Here is an 18165-nt window from a genome sequence, read left to right as displayed (position 1 = left end):
CTACCCCAGCCCGATGGCGCATAGCCCGGCAGAGGTCGAAAGCACCGCCACTGCCTCGCCATCACCCACCCGGTTGAGCCGCTTGACGAGTTCGCCGAGGCCATAGCCTTCCTCGGGCTCGCCATCCTGTGCGGCCATGCCCTGTCGCAATTTCCACAGCTGGCCGATGCTGAGACGGTCGACCATGCGTTCCGCCATGCACTGGGCGTTCTTTTCGCCGATGCCGGATTCGACCAGCGCGGATTTGACCTGCATTTCGACCAGCGGGTTGGCGAGGCCGGAGAACAAGGCTCCGGCCCCCAGGGCGATAATCAGCACAAGGCCAATCAGCAGTTTCTTCATCAGAATCTCAGTCTCTGTCTCACATCGCCGGGAAGCCGTAGGTAGGTCAGCCTCCCTTCAGGCGCGATGCTTAATCGAGCGACTTGACGATTTCCTCGACCATCTTCTTCGCATCCGCGAGCAGCATGACGGTCTGGTTCATGTAGAACACGTCGTTGTCGACCCCGGCATAGCCCACGCCCCCCATCGAGCGCTTGATGAAGAACACCTGCTTGGCCTTGTCGACGTCGAACACCGGCATCCCGTAGATGGGGCTGGACTTGTCGGTCTTGGCGGCGGGGTTCACCACGTCGTTCGCGCCGATGATGAAGGCGACGTCGCACTGGGCGAATTCGGAGTTGATGTCTTCGAGTTCGAAGACTTCATCGTAAGGAACGCTGGCTTCGGCCAGCAGCACGTTCATGTGCCCCGGCATACGGCCCGCGACGGGGTGGATGGCATACTTCACCTCCACGCCCTTTTCCTTGAGCTTGTCGCCCATTTCGCGCAGCGCGTGCTGGGCCTGGGCGACCGCCATCCCGTAGCCGGGGATGATGATGACCTTCTCGGCCTGTTCGAGCATATAGGCCGCGTCTTCGGCGCTGCCCTGCTTGTAAGGGCGCTGTTCGCGCGCACCGCCGGCCCCGCCGCCTGCGCCCGCATCGGCACCGAAGCCGCCCGCGATCACGGAAATAAAGCTGCGGTTCATCGCGCGGCACATGATGTAGCTGAGGATCGCGCCCGAAGAACCCACCAGCGCCCCGGTGATGATCATCGCGCTGTTGCCCAGCGTGAAGCCCATCGCCGCTGCCGCCCAGCCCGAGTAGGAGTTCAGCATCGAGACGACGACCGGCATATCCGCCCCGCCGATCGGGATGATCAGCAGGAAGCCGATGATGAAGGCGAGCACGGTGACTGCAATCACCATCCACCCCTCACCCGCCCCGCCGACCGGCGAGACGGTGTAGAGGCCGATCAGCACGAGGATTGCGGCGAGCGTGCCGAGGTTGATGACGTGCCGTCCCGGCAACATGATCGGCGAACCGCTCATGCGGCCCGAAAGCTTGAGGAACGCAATCACCGAACCCGAGAAGGTGATCGCCCCGATGGCGATGCCAAGGCCGAGTTCGACCCGGCTCACCGCCATGATCTGCCCCGCCGCATCGGTGATCCCGAAGGCGGCAGGATTGAGCCATGCGGCGAGGCCCACCACCACCGCGGCCAAACCGACCAGCGAGTGGAAGCCCGCGACCAGTTCGGGCATCGCGGTCATGGCGATGCGCCGCGCGATGGTCACGCCAAGGATCGCGCCAATGGCGATGGCAATGCCGATCTCGACAAGGTTGGTGCCGTGCATCACCAGCGTCGTGCCCACGGCAATCGCCATGCCGATCATGCCGTTGCGGTTGCCCGCGCGGCTGCTGGCGGGGCTCGAAAGCCCGCGCAGTGCGAGGATGAAGAACACGCCCGCGACCAGATAGGCAAGCATCGCCCAGGCCGGGGTGCCGCCGCCGTGCGCGGCCGCCGAAAGGATGGAGAAGGTCATGGGATTACTTCTCCTTCTTCTTGTACATCGCGAGCATTCGCTCGGTCACGGCAAAGCCGCCGAAGATGTTGATGCTGGCCATCACCACGCCCGCGAGCGCGAGATACTTCGCCACCGGGTTCTCGGCCTCGGCCGCAGCGATCAGCGCGCCGACGATGATCACCGACGAGATCGCATTGGTCACCGCCATCAGCGGGGTGTGCAGCGCCGGGGTCACCGACCAGACAACGTAATAGCCCACGAAGCAGGCCAGCACGAAGATGCTGAGAATTGAGATGAAGTCCATGAGATGCCCCTCTTTGCCGGTCTATTTTCCGGGCGCGAGATATTCGGTGAGCAGCGTGACCAGCCCCGGCACATCCGCGCCGCGGCTGACATTGAAGGCGATCGGCGCAGAGCCGGAAACGGTCAGCGTCACCTCGGTATCGAGGTCGAAGTGCCCGGCGCTTTCGAGCGTGAAGGTGGTGATCGCGCGGTAGGGGATCGTCACGAAGCGTTTCTTCGATCCGGTCAGCCCCTGAATGTCGATCATCAGGATGCGGCGATCGGTGAAGATGATCGAATCGCGCACCAGCTTGAAGGCCAGCCGCACGACCTCGCCCTTGCCCAGCGCATAGGCGAGGTCTTCAGCGGCGTCCGCGGCATCCCACGGCGAGGCGTTGATCAGGCCCATCGGCTCAGCCGAGCAACCGCTCGTTGACGACCTTGCCGCCCTGCGTCAGGCGGATGGCGTTGCCGATTTCCTCGTCGAGCACGGGCTTGCCGCTCTCCTTGTCCCAGAAGGCGCTGAGGAAATTGTAGTGGTTGCGCGCGAACAGCGCCGAGGCGTCGGCGGGAAGCGTTGCCGGGGTGTTCGAATAGCCGATGATTTTCACACCGTGCTTTTCCACCACCTGATCGGCAACCGAGCCTTCCACGTTGCCCCCTTGCGCGACCGCAAGGTCATAGATCACGCTGCCCGGCTTCATCGTTGCGATCTGTGCGTCGGTGATGAGGCGCGGGGCGGCGCGGCCCGGGATCAGCGCGGTGGTGATGACGATATCCTGCTTGGCGATGTGGCCGGAGACCAGTTCGGCCTGCGCCTTCTGGTATTCCTCGCTCATTTCGGTGGCATAGCCGCCCGAACCTTCGCCCTCGATCCCCGCGACATTCTCGACGAAGATCGCCTTGGCACCCAGCGACTGGATCTGCTCCTTGGTGGCCGAGCGCACGTCGGTCGCCGAGACCTGCGCGCCCAAACGGCGGGCTGTCGCAATAGCCTGAAGCCCCGCCACGCCCACACCCATGATGAAGACGCGCGCAGCCTGCACCGTGCCGGCTGCCGTCATCATCATCGGGAAAGCGCGGCCATAGGCATCCGCCGCTGCCAGCACCGCCTTGTACCCCGCAAGGTTGGACTGCGAGGACAAGACATCCATCGATTGCGCGCGGGTGATGCGCGGCATGAACTCCATGCTCAGCGCCTCGAACCCGGCCGCCGCATAGGCATCGACCACATCACGCTTGGTGAAGGGATCGAACAGTGCCGCCACCATCGCGCCCGGCTTCGCGCCCGCCAGCAGCGCCACATCGGGCGCCTGAATGCCGAGCACGATGTCGGCATCCTTCACGGTTGCCGCCGCATCGCCGACCTCGGCCCCCGCCTCTGCATAGGCGGCATCGGTGATCGAGGAGATCACCCCCGCCCCGGCCTCGAGAGCGACCGTGCAGCCCAGCGCGGCAAACTTCTTCGCCGTTTCCGGCGTGGCGGCAACGCGCGTCTCGCCCGAGGCGCGCTCTGTCAGGATGGCGATCTTCACGCGCGCGCCGACTTAGCTGGCAATCGCGGAGACGACGGCGAGCACGATCACCGCGATCACCGGGACGGCCCATTTCAGCGTGGCCATGAAGCCGCTGTAGGTGGCCGTGGCCTTTTCCATGTCGTGAACAGTCATGATCTGTAATTCCCCTTGGGCCTCCAAACGCTCGGGCGAGCATTTGGTTGCCGAATGGTTGGCGAAAAAGCGGGCCTCATGGCCCATGCCCGGTTCCGTATCGAAGCGCGCGCGCTATCTCAAGCCACCTTTAATGAGAGTCCGCCCTCTGCCGCCCCGCCGCGCGCCTGTCCCCCAACTGTCCCGACCCGGCACAGTCTTAATCACGTTTTTACCTCCCGGCCTTAGATGGGTCGCTTGCGTCGGATCGGGCTGGGTCGCCCGGCGAGACAAGGACAAGCGAGCGGCACCACCTATGGCGGACATTGATTGCCACCCCGAAGCGCAGGAAGACGCGCGAATCGTCATGCTGATCGATGACGAGCCTGCCCAGAGCCGGCTCATCACCGCGATTGCCGCGCGCGATGGCTGGCGCACCGTCGTCGCCCCGGATGCCGAAACCGCGATCGCGATGCTGGGCACGCGCGAGGGGATGCAGCTTTCCGCGATCCTGCTCGATCAATGGGTGCCCGGCGATGATGCCTGCGCGCTGATCGCCGAACTCAAGTCGCGCCGCCCCGCCCTGCCGATCCTGATGCTCACCACCAGCGCCTCGCCGCTGCTGGCGGTGGAAGCGATGCGGGCAGGCGCGAGCGACTATCTGGTCAAGCCTGTCTCGCCCGACCGGCTGATGGAGGCGCTGCGCACCGTCACCGCCCGGCAAGCCCCGCGCGACGAGCTTGCTCCGCTCACTGAAAAGATGTCGGCCACGCTCGATTTCGACGCGATGATCGGCACCGCGCCCAGCTTCCGCGCCGCGCTGGCGCAGGCTGCCAAGGCCGCGCGCGGGCATGGCCATGTGCTCATCGAAGGCGAAAGCGGCACCGGCAAGGAAATGCTGATGCGCGCCATGCATGGCGCATCCCCGCGCGCCAAGGATCCGCTGCGCACCATCAACCTTGCCTCGGTTCCGCCGGGTTCGATCGATTCGGTGCTGTTCGGCCACGAACCCGGCAGCTTCCCCGGCGCCTTCGACCGCCAGATCGGCGCGTTCCAGCATTGCGACGGCGGCACGCTGATCCTCGACGAGATCGACCGTCTCACCCCCGTCCTCCAGCAGCGCCTCGCCGAAGCGCTGGAGACCGGCATCATCCGCCCGGTCGGGGCCAGCTACGGTTTCCGCGTCGATGTGCGGCTGCTGGTCACCAGCAATGTCGGGCTCGACCGGATGGTGGACACCGGCCAGTTCGACGCAGGCCTTGCGGCCAAGCTGGGTGCGACCCGGATCGTGCTGCCACCCTTGCGCGATCGCACGGGGGACATTCCTGCGCTCACCCGCCACTTCCTCGCCCGCATCGGCGAGCAGCCGGGCCTCAATCACCTGTCGGTCAGCGATTCGGCGCTGGCGCTGCTTGCTGCCTATGACTGGCCGGGCAATGTTCGCCAGCTGCAATCGGTGCTGTTCCGCGCGGCGGTGTATTGCGAAGGCAATTCGCTGACCGCCGACAGCTTCCCGCAATTGTCCGAAATGCTCGGCGAGCAGGGCAGCGTGACCAGCGCCAGCACCCATGAGGGCGTGGGCATCATGCTCTACACCCCCGACGGCAACCTGCGCCCATTGGAAGAGATCGAGGCCGACGTGATCCGCCTTGCCATCGGGCACTACCGCGGGCGCATGACCGAAGTGGCGCGCAGGCTGGGGATCGGGCGCTCGACGCTCTATCGCAAGCTCAGCGACCTCGGGATTGATAACGCGGCCTGATGCCGCTAGTCGGGGCGCCTCGGCACGAGGAGTTGGTCAAGTGAACAAGCGTCACCGCTAAGGCGGCAACAGCACATTCGGCAGGGCACACTGCGCCCGCCCCTGTTCACTTCCCATACCCGAGGTTTCTCCTTGCCTAGATTGCAAGGCGCGTTCTGCGTCGTCACCGGGGCTGCGCGCGGCATTGGCCGCGCGATCTGCGCCGCTTTCATCGCCGAGGGCGCGCGCGTCCTCCTCACCGATATCGACACCCAAGGCGGCGCGGTGAGCGCGGCCGAACTCGGTGCCGAATTCCTGAAACTCGACGTCCGCAGCGAGGCCGATTGGGAGGCGCTCGCCGCGCTCCATCCGGTTGCCGACGTGGTGGTCAACAATGCCGGGATCACCGGGTTCGAAGGCGGCATGGTGCCCCACGATCCCGAACACGCCAGCCTGGCCGACTGGCGCGCGGTCCACGCGGTCAACACTGATGGCACCTTCCTCGGCTGCCGCTATGCCCTCAGGGCGATGCGGGAGCGCCGCAAGGGCTCGATCATCAACATCTCCTCGCGGTCGGGGCTGGTCGGGATACCCGGCGCGGCGGCCTATGCCGCGTCCAAGGCGGCGATCCGCAACCATTCGAAATCGGTCGCGCTCTATGCCGCGCAAGCGGGCTGGCAGGTGCGCTGCAATTCGATCCACCCGGCAGCGGTGCTCACCCCGATGTGGGAGCCGATGCTGGGCGAGGGGCCGGAGCGCGAGGCGAACATGACGGCCCTCGTCGCCGACACGCCGCTGAAGCGCTTCGGCACGCCGGAGGAGGTCGCCGCCCTCGCCGTCTATCTCGCCAGCGAGGAGAGCGGCTACATGACCGGCGCGGAACTGACGCTCGATGGCGGATTGCTGGCAGGCAGCGCCGCCTCGCCCGGATAGACGCCGCGCTTGATTGGCGGGGGCCGCGCGCCTAGCAGCCCCCGTCATGACCAACTTGCAGGATTTCAGCGGGCGCACGGCGCTTGTCACCGGGGCGGCTTCGGGGATCGGGGCGGCGTGCGCGCGGGCGCTGGCAGCGCGGGGGGCGGCGCGGCTGGTGCTGGTCGATGTCGACGCAGCCGGGCTGGACGCGCTCGACCTTGGCGGGTGCGAAGTCGAGCGTATCGCCGGCAGCGTGGCTGATGACGGTCTTTGGCAGGGCATTGTCGGGGCTTTGACGGGTCTTGACCATGCCATCGTCAACGCAGGCATCGGTTCGGGTGGGCCCATTGCATCGGTTTCGCTCGAAGAATGGCGCCGGGTGATGGCGGTCAACCTCGACGGCGCGTTCCTCACCCTCGCCCATTCGCTGCGGGCGATGGAGGGACGCAAGGGCAGCGTGGTTGTCGTATCATCGACCACCGGCATCAAGCCCGTTGCTGGGATCGGCCCCTATGGGGTGTCGAAGGCAGCCGTCGCGCACATGACCCGCATTGCGGCTCTCGAACACGCCAAGAACGGCATCCGTATCAATGCCATAGCCCCCGGCGGGGTCGATACCGCGATCTGGGAAAGCGGCGCGGACTTCAACGCCGCCGTCGCCGCCATCGGCCGCGAGGCGACCATCGCGCGCATGGCCAAGACCACGCCGATGGGCCGGTTTGCGACCTCGGAAGAGATGGCCGACAGCATCCTTTACCTGCTGTCAGACGCCGCTTCCAACATTACCGGCCATGTGATGGTTTCGGACGGCGGCTTTACCCTCTGAAATCGCGCCGATTATTAGCGCGATTCCAACAGGGCTGAAAATGTTTCACGTGAAACATTAGTAGAACATCACCAATTGTAGACCTGCTCGGCCAGGTTGCCGCTGGTGTTGTTCTTGAGCGTCAGGGTCAGCTTCTTCGCCTTCCAGTCGATATCGACTAGGCCGTAATTCTCCTCCGAGAAGAACTTGCCCACCCGCGCCGGATCAGGCTCGCGCGCGGTGCTGCGGTCGTTGTCGCTGCCGAAGGAGAGGTTCAATGACGAGCTGGTCAGCTCCCACAGGGTCTCGCCCTTGTACTGCGTGGTATAGACCCCGCCCGCATGACGATCACCCGACAGCAGCACCAGCCCGCTCGCCTCGCGGCCTTTGAGCGCTTCGAACAGGCGGTTGCGTTCGACCGGGAAATTGGTCCAGCCTTCGAACTGGTGGGCGGTGGTGATGATCTGGGTGGAGGACACCACGATACGCACATCGGCGGGCTTGGCCAGCTCCTGCTCCAGCCACGCCCACTGCGCCTCGCCCAGCACGGTCGCATCGAGGCTGTATTCCGGCACATAGCCGCCCAGCGGCGGGCGCTCCTTGCTCCACGGGGCACGCTTGAGGTTGGAGCGGAAATAGCGGGTGTCGAGCAGGATCACCTGCACGCGCTTGCCCTCGGGCCCGGTGATCGTGCTGTCATAGACCCCGGGCCGCGCCTTGACCGCGTCGGAGGAGGCCCAGAACGTCTCGAACAGGTCTTCTGCCCAGCGCCGGAAGGGGAAGTTGCCGCCGGCATCATTAAGGCCGAAATCATGGTCGTCCCAGGTCGCCATCATGGGCACCTTGGCGCGGAAACCGGTGAATTCCGGGTGCGAGGCCTGTAGCGCATAGGAGGCGCGCAGGCTCTCCAGCCCCGCGTCGGCGTCCCAGCCGTTGTCGCCATAGACATTGTCGCCAATCATCAGGAACAGCTGCGGATTTTGCGCGGCGATCTGCGCCCACATGTGCTGCGGGGCGTTCTGGTGGTTGCAGCTGCCAAAGGCGATGCGGGTCAGCGTGGTCGACGGGGACAGCGCCGGGTTCGCGCCCGCAACCGGCATCACCACCTGCTGGCGCAGCGCTTCGTAATAGGGTTCGAGCAGCTGGTCGGGCGTAACGCTGACCGCGACCGGAACGCCGCGCGCCGGGGCAGGCTCGTCATCATGCGCGGCCAGCGGGACAGTGAGGGCTGCAGTGGCAAGGACAGTGGCGGCAAGCAGGATGCGGCGCATGGGGAAGGCTCCTTCAAGGGGTCTGGCGCGGGGTATGTGGCGCGCCTGCGTGACAGAACTATGGCGCGAGGAAAAGCCCCTCAGAGCGGCGGCAGGGTGCTGTAATCGGTCAGCGCGGCATCCTTGAGCCCGCGCCAGACATTGCGCGCCTGCACCGTCTCGGCAACATCATGCACCCGCAATAGATGGACGCCCGCTTCCATGCCCTTGATCGCCAGCGCCAGCGATCCCGCAAGGCGCTGGTCGGCGGGTTCCTCGGCCGAGAGCGCCCCGATCAACCGCTTGCGGCTCACCCCCAGCAAGAGCGGGCTGCCAAGCGCATGGAACAGCGGCAGGGCATTGAGAAGCGCAAGGTTTTCCGCGAGCGACTTGCCGAAACCGATGCCGGGATCGAGCACGATCCGCTCTGCCGCGATGCCCGCCGCAATCGCCCGCCCGCGCGCGGCCTTGAGGAAGTCGAACACTTCGCTCACGACATCGGCATAACCTGCGCCCTTGTGCAGATCCTCGCCCGCGCCCGGCGCGTGCATCAGCACCACCGGGCAGCCCGCGCCCGCGACCACCTCGATGCTGCGCGGGTCATAGCGCAGGGCCGACACGTCGTTCGCCATATGCGCCCCCGCCGCCAGCCCCGCCGCCAGCACGCCTGCGCGCCGTGTGTCGAGGCTGATCGCAGCGCCCATCTGCGCGCAATATTCGACCGCCGGGACAACGCGGCGGATTTCCTCATCCTCGAAGGTCGCCGAAGCGCCGGGCCGGGTGCTTTCCCCGCCAATGTCGATGATCGCCGCGCCCGCCTCGAGCATGGCAGCGGCGTGCGCGCGGCCTGCCTCGGCTGCGTCATGCTGGCCGCCGTCGGAGAAACTGTCGGGCGTTACGTTGAGGATGCCCATGATTTGCGGCTGATCGAGCCGCACCGTGCGCGCGCCCAGCTGGAGCGGCGGGTGGCTCTTGGCGAGGTGGGCCCATTGCTCTGCCGCATCTGCCGCCAGATCGCCGGAGAGCCGTCCCAATGCCGCTTCGATCGCATCGCGGGTGCCGGTGACCCGCTCCTCCACCGCCCGCCCGTCGCGCAGCACCAGCGCGAATTCGCGGGCATAGGCCATGCTCCCGCCAAGCCGCACCGCGCCGCCCTCCACCGCCTGCGGGCCGGAGACCAGCGTGACGGGGTGGAGATAGACGGAATCGGCCATGCCGCGCCGATCAATCCTCGGCGGCGAGCAGGTAAAGCTGACGCGCGGCGTCGATCGGCTGGACGTCACCGCCCTGTTCGTAGTGCCAGAAGGCCCAGCCGTTGCAGCTTGGCGCGCCTTGCAGCTCCTTGCCGAGCCCGTGGATCGAGCCGGTCTTGCCTTGGCATTCCAGCGAGCCATCGGTGCGAACGGTGGCGATGAAGCGGCGCTTCTTGTCGAACACCTGGCTGCCGGGCGGGATCAGCCCCGCCTCCACCACCGCGCCAAACGCCACCTTGGGCGCGGTGCGAGGGGACTGCATCGTGGTGAGCGCGCTTTCATCGAGCGGCAGTTCGCGGTCGATGCGCTTGGTCGCGACCTCGCGGTAGAAATCCTCGCGCTCGCACCCGATCCACTCGCGCCCCAGCCGCTTGGCGACTGCGCCGGTGGTGCCGGTGCCGAAGAAGGGATCGAGCACCACGTCGCCCTTCTCGGTCGTCGCCAGCAGCACGCGATAAAGCAGCGCTTCGGGCTTCTGGGTGGGGTGGGCCTTCTTTCCGTTTTCCTTGAGCCGTTCGCCGCCCGAACAGATCGGCATGACCCAGTCAGAGCGCATCTGAAGTTCGTCGTTCAAGGTCTTCATTGCGCGGTAATTGAAGTGGTAACGCGCCTTCTCGCCCATGCTCGCCCAGATCAGGGTTTCATGCGCGTTGGTAAAGCGGGTGCCCTTGAAATTGGGCATGGGATTGGTCTTGCGCCAGACGATGTCGTTGAGGATCCAGAAGCCGAGATCCTGCAGGATGCTGCCGACGCGGAAGATGTTGTGATAGCTGCCGATCACCCACAGCGCGCCATCGGGCTTGAGCACGCGGCGCGCTTCGGTCAGCCATTCGCGGGTGAACTGATCATAGGCGGCCATGCTGTCGAACCGATCCCAGTGGTCAGTCACGGCATCGACATGGCTGCCATCGGGCCGCGCGAGATCGCCACCAAGCTGAAGATTATAGGGCGGATCGGCGAAGACCAGATCGACGCTGGCGGTGGGCAGCGAGCGCATCGCGGCGATGCAGTCACCCGGCAGGATGCGTCCCAGCGGAAGATCGGGCGCACGGGCAATTTCTGGCGTTTTTACAACGCTTTTTGCCCGGGACTTTACCTTTTCTATCACACTCACAGGACACGCCTCATCATTTGTCGCTGAAACTTATCCACAGGCATGAGTCTTTGAAGAGTCCGCGTCAAGCACCTAATTTTGCGTGGCTTGTCGCCGATTATGTGTCGCGTGTGCGGAACGAAACGAGTCCGGCACAAGATGTAGAGTCCGCGCCTGGCGGCGAGACTCCAGATGCAGGGGTGTGGCGGGGAGGACTCACCCGCGCCCGAAGGCGACGATCAGATCAAGACCGCCTGCGCGACCGGCGCGAAGCTGCGGCGGTGGAGCGGGCTCGGCCCGTGCAGGCGCAGCGCTTCCATGTGTTCGGCGGTGCCATAGCCCTTGTTGCGCTCCCACCCGTAATGCGGGAACGCCTCGGCGGCCTCCAGCATCAGCCGGTCACGCCATTCCTTGGCGATGATCGAGGCGGCGGAGATGCAGGGCTCGATCCCGTCCCCGCCCACGATCGCGCGGGCGGGCCAGCACCATTCGGCGCAGCGGCCAGCGGGGGTCATGTTGCCGTCGATCAGCACTTCACCGGGCGCTGCGTCCAGCGCGCCCGCAAGGCTCGCCACGGCGCGGGTCATCGCCAGCATCGTCGCCATGAAGATGTTGACCCGGTCGATCTCGTCCGGCTCGACCACCGCCACCGCCCAGCCGCAGCTGGCCCGGATCGCTTCGTCGAGCCCAGCGCGGCGTTTTGCGGAAAGCCGCTTGGAATCGTCGAGCCCTGCCGGTATCGCCGCGCCCAGAACCACGGCCGCAGCCACCACCGGCCCGGCGAGCGGCCCGCGCCCCGCCTCGTCGACGCCGATGACCAGCCGCCGGCCTGATGCCGTCAAACCCGGAGTGACCCCTCGCATGATCCGTTCTGCTCGCTTCCTCACCCTCCTTTCCGCCGCCGTCCTGCCGCTGGCAAGCTGTGCGAATGCCGAAACCGGGGAAAGCACCGCTGAGGCGACGGCGGCACAAACGCCTTTCGCCATCCGAGAAGTGGCCGAGTTTCAGGAGCCTTGGGCGATGGCCTTCGCCCCCGGCACCCCGGTGCTGTTCGTGACCGAGAAGGCAGGCACCCTCAAGTTCATCGACACCAAGACCGGCACCATCGGGACGGTCAGCGGCGTGCCTGCGGTCGATTACGGCGGTCAGGGCGGGCTGGGCGATGTCGCCTTCCTGCCCACCCAATCCAAGGCGATGGTGAGCGACCGCACGATCTATCTGAGCTTCGCCGAAGCGGGCGAGAACGACACCCGCGGCGCGGCGGTCGGCAAGGGAACGCTGGTGTGCGGATCGCCGACCTCGTGCGAGATCCGCGACTTTGCGGTGATCTGGCGGCAATCGCCCAAGGTGACGGGCCGTGGGCATTATTCGCACCGCCTGCTGTTCTCGCCCGATGGCCAATATCTCTATGTCGCCAGCGGAGAACGCCAGAAGGGCAAGCCCTCGCAGGACACCGGCGCGACGCTGGGCAAGGTGGTGCGCCTCAACATCGATGGCACCCCCGCTGCGGGCAATCCGATGGCCGACAAGGGCGGCGTGACGGCGGAAATCTGGTCTTATGGCCACCGCAACATCCTCGGGATCGACTGGGACTCGCAAGGGCGTCTGTGGGAAGTCGAACACGGCCCGGCCGGCGGGGACGAGCTGAACCTCGTCAAGCCGGGTGCCAATTATGGCTGGCCGGTACGCTCGAATGGCGACCACTACAATGGCGACAACATCCCCGATCACACTGCCGATGATGGCTTTGCCCAGCCTGCCCTGAGCTGGAGCCCGGTGATCGCGCCGGGCGATATGCTGTTCTATTCGGGCGCGATGTTCAAAGGCTGGCAGGGCCGCGCGCTGATCGCGGGCCTTGGCTCGCAGGCGCTGGTCGAGGTCGTGCTGGACGGCGAGTCCGCGCGCGAAGTCACCCGCTATGAGTTCGACAACCGCCTGCGCGCGCTGGCGCAGGGGCCGGACGGGACGTTGTGGGTGGCCGAGGACGGCAAGGACGCCAAGCTGCTCGCGCTGACCGCCCCATGACCACCGCCGCCACCGCGACCCTGATCCCGCTCGAGGCGGTCGATCCCGCCATGATCGAGGAAGTGCTCGACCGTGCCTTCGGGCCGGATCGCCATGCGCGCACCGCCTATCGTATCCGCGAGGGGATGGACTGGCTGCCTGGCCTGAGCCTCGCCGCGCTCGACGAGCATGAGATGCTGGTCGCGACGATCCAGTGCTGGCCCATCGGCCTCCAGACCAAGCAGGGGCAGGTGCCGCTGGTGATGGTCGGCCCCGTTGCGGTCGTGCCCGAACGGCAGGGCGAGGGCTTTGGCGTAGGCCTGATGAGCGCGATGATCGCCGAAGATGCGCGGCTTGCCGCGTCAGGCGGGCCAGCGCTTCCTCAGGTCTTGATCGGCGATGCCGAGTATTACGGGCGCTGGGGCTTTTCCGCGGCCATGACCGGCGGCTGGCGCTGCCCCGGCCCTTACGAGCCGCACCGCCTGCTCGCACGCGGGCACGGGCTGGCCGCGATGCCTGCCGAGGGTATGCTGGGGCCTTGGGAGAGCTAAGGCGCGAGGGATAGGGGAGAACCCCCTTCACCTTGCCTCGCGCATCTGCCATCCTATCCGCGCCATGCCTTACGAACCGCCGCCCTATCTCGCCAGCCTGACCCTTGCGGAAATCGCCGCGCTGGTGGCTGACCGCAAGCTGCCCCCCGTCGAAGGCTGGGCGCCGCAGGTGATTGGCGAAAGCAACATGGTGATCGCCGCCGATGGCACATGGTTCCATGAAGGTGGGCAGATCCGGCGCGAGGCGATGGTGCGGGCCTTTGCGGGCCTGCTGACCCGTGACGCGGCCGGGCACCACTGGCTGGTCACCCCGTTCGAGAAGCTCGCCATCGAGGTCGAGGATGCCGCCTTCATCGCCACCGATTGCGTGCGCGCCGATGATGCGCTGGTGTTCCGCCTCAACACCGATGACATCGTGATCGCCGGGCCGGATCACGCCCTGCGCGCCGCCGGCACGGCCGAGGAACCCGCGCTCTACCTCCACGTACGGCGTGGCTGCGAGGCGCGGGTCAACCGTTCGACCTGGGCGCAGCTTGCCGAGATCGCGCTGGCCGAGGGGGCGGAGGACAATGGCTGGCAGATCACCAGTCAGGGCGCGGCCTTCTCGCTCCTGCCATGAGCCTGTTCGATCCCCTCGCCCGCGCCTTTGCCGAAGGCCACGCGCGCGATGTGCCCGATCTCCTGAGCGATGCGCAATTCGCCCGCGATGGCCGCGCCACGCCTGCTGCGGTGCTGATCGCGATCACCGATGTGGCCCATGATCCGCAGGTGATCCTCACCCAGCGTCCCCGCGCGATGCGCGATCATCCGGGGCAGGTCGCCTTTCCCGGCGGGAAGATCGATCCGGGCGAGGACGCAGTGACCGCCGCCCTGCGCGAGGCGGAGGAGGAACTCGCCCTGCCGCGCGAAGCGGTGCGCGTAATCGGGACGAGCGATATCTACCACACCGGCACCGGCTTTGTGGTGACCCCGGTGGTGGGCGTGGTGCCGCCCGGCCTGCCGCTCACGCCCAACCCGCAGGAGGTCGAAGCGTGGTTCGAAGCGCCCCTCAGCCTGCTGCTTGATCCCGCCAGCTGGACGACCAGCGAGGTGTTCTGGCGCGGCGCGAACCGCCGTTATCTCGAACTCGACTGGCAGGGCTTCCGCATCTGGGGCGTGACGGCGGCGATCATCGCCAACCTGTCGCGGCGGATTAGCTGGGAGGCGGTGCGCGATGCTGCGTGATCTGGCCAAAGCGGAGTGGACGCAGCGCGCCGGACTTGCGGCGCTGACGGCGGCACTGGGCGCAGAGAACATCCGCTGGGTCGGCGGCGCGGTCAGAGACGGCTTGCTCGGCGTGGCGGTCGCCGATGTCGACTGCGCCACGAAGCTCATGCCCACAGAGGTGATTGCCGCCTGCGGCCGCGCGGGAATCCGCACCGTCCCGACCGGGATCGAGCACGGCACCGTCACCGCGATCCTCAAGGATGGCCCGGTCGAAGTCACCACCTTGCGGCGCGATGTCGCCACCGATGGCAGGCGCGCCACCATCGCCTTCGCGCAGGACTGGAGCGAGGATGCGGCGCGGCGCGATTTCACCATCAACGCGCTCTACGCCCATCCCGAAACGCTGGAGATTGCGGATTATTTCGGCGGCACGGCCGATCTGGCAGAGGGCCGGGTGCGCTTTATCGGCGACGCGCGCCAGCGGATCGCTGAGGATCACTTGCGGATCCTGCGTTACTACCGCTTCCAGACCCGCTTCGGCTCAGGCCTGGATAGCGAAGCCGAGGATGCTTGCGCTGACATGGCGCACACCCTGAAAGGCCTCAGCCGCGAGCGGATTGCAGCGGAACTGCTGAACCTCCTCGCCCTGCCCGATCCCCATGCCACGCTGGTGCGGATGCGGGCGCGTGGGCCTTTGGGGGTGATCCTGCCCGAGGCCTGTCCGGCGCATCTTGCCGTGCTGGAACGCCTGATCGCAGCCGAGAGCACACAGGGCTTTGCCCCCGATCCGGTGCGGCGGCTTGCGGCGCTGCTGCCGCCCTCGCCCGAGGTGGCCGAGACCGTCGCCGCGCGGCTGCGCCTCTCGAAAGCGCAGCGCGCACGCCTCGTCGCCGCCGCCGAGCGCCGGGCCGAGGATGCTGCCGATCCCAAGGCGCTCGCCTATCGCCTCACCCCACCGCTCGCGATCGACCGGCTGCTGCTGGCGGGCGTCGATGCGCGCGCTCTAGCCGGGTGGCAGGCGCCGGTCTTCCCGCTGAAGGGCGGTGCCATCGTCGCGCGCGGCGTCACCGCCGGGCCAGAGGTCGCCCGCCTGCTCCAGCTGATCGAGCGCCGCTGGGTGGCCGAAGGCTTCCCTTCTGCCGACCGCGTGAACCAGATGCTCGCCGAGGAACTCGGGACGAGCGCGTTCAAGTTCGACTAGTCGAACTTCCCCGATTTCGGGAAGCCCTGAGGCGGCATCCGTCCTGCGGCCCCGCGCGCGACCTTCCACATGCGGATTTCGGTTTCGGTGCGCGTGCGCTCGCCCGATCCGCCCATCGTCCAGCTGAGGCCATCCGCCAGCACGAAAGTCGTCGCATCCGACAACCCGCCGTCGCGGTAGCGTTGCAGCTGCACGCCCTGCCCGCGCGACATGACGGGGAGTTCTTCGAGGTTGAAGACCACCAGCTTGCGGTTGTCGCCGACCACCGCGACATGATCGTGGGTCTCGCCAATCTGCCGGATCACGGCGAGCTTCGCGCCGTCCTTCAGGTTCACCACCTGCCGGCCCTTGCGGGTCTCGGCCAGTAACTCGTTCATTTCGGCGACGAAGCCCTTGCCGAGGCTGGAGGCGAGCAGCAGCTTGCCGCCCGGCCTGTGCACCATCATCGCACTGACGCTCGCCTCGCTTTCAAGGTCGATCATCGTGCGCACCGGCTCGCCAAAGCCGCGCGCGCCGGGGAGCTTGTCGCAGCCCAGCGTGAAGAACCGCCCGTCGGAGGCGGCGAGCAGCAGCTTGTCGGTGGTCTGCGCGTGGCAGATGAAGGCGAGGCCATCGCCCTCCTTGTATTTGAACTCCTGATCGAGCGGCACGTGGCCACTCGCCGCCCTGATCCAGCCCTTCTGGCTGAGGATCACCGTGACGGGCGCCTTCTCAATCATCGCATCCATGCTGAATTCAACGGTCGCCGCAGCTTCGGCAATCAGCGTGCGGCGGCGGCCGATGGGGGTGTCCTCGGCGTAATTCTTGCGCAAGGCGCGAAGGTCGCGCTTCAACCGGGTGCGCTGCTTGGCCGGACTTTCGAGCAGGGCTTGCAGATCGGCCTCCTCGGCCAGCAGCTCGTCCTGCTCCTTGCGCAGCTGCATTTCCTCCAGCTTTCTCAGCGATCTGAGGCGCATGTTGAGGATTGCCTCGGCCTGCCGATCGGTCAGCTCGAATTCGGCGATCATCACCGGCTTGGGCTCGTCCTCGGTGCGGATGATCTCGATCACCCGGTCGAGGTTGAGGAAGGCGATGATATAGCCGCGCACCAGTTCCAGCCGGTTGGCGATCTGATCGAGCCGGTGCTTCGCGCGGCGCTGAAGGATGTCGATCTGGGCGAACGTCCAGCTTTCGAGCAGCTCCTTCAGCCCCATCACCATCGGCGTGCGCCCGAAGCCGGGCCGCGCGTCGAGCACGTTCAAATTGAGGCTGAAGCGCGTTTCGAGGTCTGTCAGCTTGAACAGGCTCTCTTTCAGCAGCTCCGGATCGACATTGCGGCTCTTGGGCACGAGCACGATGCGGATCGCCTCGTCGCTCTCGTCGCGCACGTCTTCGAGGATGGGCAGCTTGCGGTCGGCGATCAGTTGGGCGATCTGCTCGATCAGCTTGGACTTGGGCACCTGATAGGGGATTTCCGAGATGACCAGCTGCCACTGGCCCCCGCCCAGCCGCTCGATCCCCTGCGCAATGTCGGCCTCGTCCTTGGCCTCGGGCGCATGGAACCGCCCGCGCAGGCGAAAGGCGCCGCGCCCGGTGCGATAGGCCTCGGAGATGATCGCGGGGCTGTCGATCACCTGACCGCCCGTGGCGAAATCGGGGCCGCGGAAGGTCTGCATCAGCTCTTCGTGGGTGACCGAAGGATTGTCGATCAGCGCGAGAGTGGCGTCGATGATCTCGGCGACATTGTGGCTCGGGATGCTGGTCGCCATGCCGACCGCGATCCCGCTTGCGCCGTTGGCAAGGAGGTTGGGGAACAGGCCGGGGAAGATTTCCGGCTCGATCTCCTCGCCATTGTAAGTCGGGATGAAATCGACCGTGCCTTCATCCAGCCCCGCCATCAGTTCCAGCGCCGTGCGGGTCAGGCGCGCTTCGGTGTAGCGGTAGGCAGCGGCGTTATCGCCGTCGACATTGCCGAAGTTCCCCTGCCCCTCGACCAGCGGGTATCGGAGCGCGAAATCCTGCGCCAGGCGCACCATCGCGTCATAGACCGAGGCGTCGCCATGCGGGTGATACTTGCCGATCACATCGCCGACCACGCGGGCGGATTTCTTGAAGGCGGATGAGGGATCAAGCTTCAGCTGCCGCATCGCCCACAGCAGGCGGCGGTGCACCGGTTTCAGCCCGTCGCGCAGATCAGGCAGGCTGCGCGCGGTGATCGTCGAGAGCGCATAGACCAGATAGCGCTCGGACAGCGCGGCATCGAAAGGCGCATCGACGATGGCGTCGAACCCATCATCAGGTTCGGCAGGCAGGACGGGATCGGACATGGCCTTGCATCTAGCAGCCCCCCCGCCGCCGAGGGAGAGGGGTTTCCACAGGGTTGCAAA

At 66.5% G+C, this 18165-nt stretch carries 19 protein-coding genes; 8 read left to right on the top strand and 11 right to left on the bottom strand.

All coding sequences use genetic code 11. The features are described 5' to 3' along the window. From PS060_RS10840 to PS060_RS10815, 6 genes are all read right to left on the bottom strand, one after another. On the bottom strand, positions 1–342 hold the full coding sequence (locus PS060_RS10840; RefSeq protein ID WP_273983118.1) for a hypothetical protein: 342 nt from the start codon (positions 340–342) through the stop codon (positions 1–3). Positions 343–412: 70 nt separating this feature from the next. After that, a complete protein-coding gene (locus tag PS060_RS10835) occupies positions 413–1867 on the bottom strand; it encodes an NAD(P)(+) transhydrogenase (Re/Si-specific) subunit beta (RefSeq protein WP_273983117.1) in 1455 nt (484 codons plus the stop codon). Between the two features lie 4 nt (positions 1868–1871). Next, positions 1872–2153 carry an NAD(P) transhydrogenase subunit alpha gene (locus PS060_RS10830; protein ID WP_054117330.1) on the bottom strand — a complete coding sequence of 94 codons (282 nt, stop codon included), beginning with the start codon at positions 2151–2153 and terminating at the stop codon, positions 1872–1874. Positions 2154–2174: 21 nt separating this feature from the next. Then, complete coding sequence (locus PS060_RS10825) at positions 2175–2540, bottom strand: PH domain-containing protein (RefSeq protein WP_273983114.1); 366 nt, start codon at positions 2538–2540, stop codon at positions 2175–2177. 4 nt (positions 2541–2544) lie between these two features. Further along, positions 2545–3666 carry an NAD(P) transhydrogenase subunit alpha gene (locus tag PS060_RS10820; protein WP_273983113.1) on the bottom strand — a complete coding sequence of 374 codons (1122 nt, stop codon included), beginning with the start codon at positions 3664–3666 and terminating at the stop codon, positions 2545–2547. 12 nt (positions 3667–3678) lie between these two features. Beyond that, a complete protein-coding gene (locus PS060_RS10815) occupies positions 3679–3801 on the bottom strand; it encodes a hypothetical protein (RefSeq protein ID WP_273983111.1) in 123 nt (40 codons plus the stop codon). Between the two features lie 295 nt (positions 3802–4096). Between PS060_RS10815 and PS060_RS10810 the strand changes: the two genes are divergently transcribed. The 3 genes from PS060_RS10810 to PS060_RS10800 all read left to right on the top strand — a co-directional run bounded on the left by PS060_RS10810 (position 4097) and on the right by PS060_RS10800 (position 7262). Further along, positions 4097–5542, top strand: coding sequence for a sigma-54-dependent transcriptional regulator (locus PS060_RS10810; RefSeq protein ID WP_273983110.1), 1446 nt, complete (start codon positions 4097–4099; stop codon positions 5540–5542). A gap of 132 nt (positions 5543–5674) precedes the next feature. Then, positions 5675–6454, top strand: coding sequence for an SDR family oxidoreductase (locus PS060_RS10805; RefSeq protein WP_273983108.1), 780 nt, complete (start codon positions 5675–5677; stop codon positions 6452–6454). A gap of 46 nt (positions 6455–6500) precedes the next feature. Beyond that, a complete protein-coding gene (locus tag PS060_RS10800; protein WP_273983106.1) occupies positions 6501–7262 on the top strand; it encodes an SDR family NAD(P)-dependent oxidoreductase in 762 nt (253 codons plus the stop codon). 68 nt (positions 7263–7330) lie between these two features. Here PS060_RS10800 and PS060_RS10795 read toward each other — a convergent pair whose 3' ends face one another. The 4 genes from PS060_RS10795 to PS060_RS10780 form a co-directional block, all read right to left on the bottom strand. After that, complete coding sequence (locus PS060_RS10795) at positions 7331–8512, bottom strand: alkaline phosphatase D family protein (RefSeq protein WP_273983105.1); 1182 nt, start codon at positions 8510–8512, stop codon at positions 7331–7333. A gap of 80 nt (positions 8513–8592) precedes the next feature. Next, on the bottom strand, positions 8593–9705 hold the full coding sequence (gene folP / locus PS060_RS10790) for a dihydropteroate synthase (protein ID WP_273983104.1): 1113 nt from the start codon (positions 9703–9705) through the stop codon (positions 8593–8595). 10 nt (positions 9706–9715) lie between these two features. Further along, positions 9716–10858, bottom strand: coding sequence for a site-specific DNA-methyltransferase (locus PS060_RS10785; protein ID WP_443112380.1), 1143 nt, complete (start codon positions 10856–10858; stop codon positions 9716–9718). Between the two features lie 218 nt (positions 10859–11076). Continuing rightward, positions 11077–11700 (bottom strand): ribonuclease HII, encoded by a 624-nt coding sequence (locus PS060_RS10780; RefSeq protein WP_273983102.1) that lies wholly within the window; start codon positions 11698–11700, stop codon positions 11077–11079. Between PS060_RS10780 and PS060_RS10775 the strand changes: the two genes are divergently transcribed. From PS060_RS10775 to PS060_RS10755, 5 genes are all read left to right on the top strand, one after another. After that, positions 11699–12862 carry a PQQ-dependent sugar dehydrogenase gene (locus tag PS060_RS10775; RefSeq protein ID WP_273983100.1) on the top strand — a complete coding sequence of 388 codons (1164 nt, stop codon included), beginning with the start codon at positions 11699–11701 and terminating at the stop codon, positions 12860–12862. The two genes, PS060_RS10780 and PS060_RS10775, sit on opposite strands and share 2 nt — an antisense overlap. Next, positions 12859–13392, top strand: a complete 534-nt coding sequence (locus PS060_RS10770; protein ID WP_273983098.1) for a GNAT family N-acetyltransferase — start codon at positions 12859–12861, stop codon at positions 13390–13392. Before PS060_RS10775 ends, PS060_RS10770 begins: the two co-directional genes overlap by 4 nt. Before the next feature lie 64 nt (positions 13393–13456). Beyond that, positions 13457–14011, top strand: a complete 555-nt coding sequence (locus PS060_RS10765; protein ID WP_273983096.1) for a DUF1285 domain-containing protein — start codon at positions 13457–13459, stop codon at positions 14009–14011. Continuing rightward, a complete protein-coding gene (locus PS060_RS10760; protein WP_273983094.1) occupies positions 14008–14616 on the top strand; it encodes a CoA pyrophosphatase in 609 nt (202 codons plus the stop codon). The genes PS060_RS10765 and PS060_RS10760 overlap by 4 nt, the downstream gene beginning before the upstream one ends. Further along, positions 14606–15799, top strand: a complete 1194-nt coding sequence (locus tag PS060_RS10755) for a CCA tRNA nucleotidyltransferase (protein ID WP_273983092.1) — start codon at positions 14606–14608, stop codon at positions 15797–15799. Before PS060_RS10760 ends, PS060_RS10755 begins: the two co-directional genes overlap by 11 nt. Here PS060_RS10755 and parC read toward each other — a convergent pair. Further along, complete coding sequence (parC, locus tag PS060_RS10750) at positions 15796–18105, bottom strand: DNA topoisomerase IV subunit A (RefSeq protein WP_273983090.1); 2310 nt, start codon at positions 18103–18105, stop codon at positions 15796–15798. The two genes, PS060_RS10755 and parC, sit on opposite strands and share 4 nt — an antisense overlap. Positions 18106–18165: the final 60 nt, after the last annotated feature.

The organism is Erythrobacter sp. BLCC-B19 (assembly GCF_028621955.1).
In the GTDB taxonomy this organism is placed as follows: domain Bacteria; phylum Pseudomonadota; class Alphaproteobacteria; order Sphingomonadales; family Sphingomonadaceae; genus Erythrobacter.
The sequence above is the reverse complement of the archived record's forward strand: the minus strand, read 5'-3'. Positions and strand labels throughout refer to the sequence as shown.

Excerpts from the sequence above, each read along its gene's own strand:
- folP (WP_273983104.1), bottom strand. The coding sequence starts at position 9,705 with ATGGCCGATTCCGTCTATCTCCACCCCGTCACGCTGGTCTCCGGCCCG.
- PS060_RS10760 (WP_273983094.1), top strand. The coding sequence starts at position 14,008 with ATGAGCCTGTTCGATCCCCTCGCCCGCGCCTTTGCCGAAGGCCACGCG.
- PS060_RS10810 (WP_273983110.1), top strand. The coding sequence starts at position 4,097 with ATGGCGGACATTGATTGCCACCCCGAAGCGCAGGAAGACGCGCGAATC.
- PS060_RS10780 (WP_273983102.1), bottom strand. The coding sequence starts at position 11,700 with ATGCGAGGGGTCACTCCGGGTTTGACGGCATCAGGCCGGCGGCTGGTC.
- PS060_RS10825 (WP_273983114.1), bottom strand. The coding sequence starts at position 2,540 with ATGGGCCTGATCAACGCCTCGCCGTGGGATGCCGCGGACGCCGCTGAA.
- PS060_RS10815 (WP_273983111.1), bottom strand. The coding sequence starts at position 3,801 with ATGACTGTTCACGACATGGAAAAGGCCACGGCCACCTACAGCGGCTTC.
- PS060_RS10765 (WP_273983096.1), top strand. The coding sequence starts at position 13,457 with ATGCCTTACGAACCGCCGCCCTATCTCGCCAGCCTGACCCTTGCGGAA.
- PS060_RS10830 (WP_054117330.1), bottom strand. The coding sequence starts at position 2,153 with ATGGACTTCATCTCAATTCTCAGCATCTTCGTGCTGGCCTGCTTCGTG.
- PS060_RS10840 (WP_273983118.1), bottom strand. The coding sequence starts at position 342 with ATGAAGAAACTGCTGATTGGCCTTGTGCTGATTATCGCCCTGGGGGCC.
- PS060_RS10755 (WP_273983092.1), top strand. The coding sequence starts at position 14,606 with ATGCTGCGTGATCTGGCCAAAGCGGAGTGGACGCAGCGCGCCGGACTT.
- PS060_RS10775 (WP_273983100.1), top strand. The coding sequence starts at position 11,699 with ATGATCCGTTCTGCTCGCTTCCTCACCCTCCTTTCCGCCGCCGTCCTG.
- PS060_RS10795 (WP_273983105.1), bottom strand. The coding sequence starts at position 8,512 with ATGCGCCGCATCCTGCTTGCCGCCACTGTCCTTGCCACTGCAGCCCTC.
- parC (WP_273983090.1), bottom strand. The coding sequence starts at position 18,105 with ATGTCCGATCCCGTCCTGCCTGCCGAACCTGATGATGGGTTCGACGCC.
- PS060_RS10770 (WP_273983098.1), top strand. The coding sequence starts at position 12,859 with ATGACCACCGCCGCCACCGCGACCCTGATCCCGCTCGAGGCGGTCGAT.
- PS060_RS10835 (WP_273983117.1), bottom strand. The coding sequence starts at position 1,867 with ATGACCTTCTCCATCCTTTCGGCGGCCGCGCACGGCGGCGGCACCCCG.
- PS060_RS10800 (WP_273983106.1), top strand. The coding sequence starts at position 6,501 with ATGACCAACTTGCAGGATTTCAGCGGGCGCACGGCGCTTGTCACCGGG.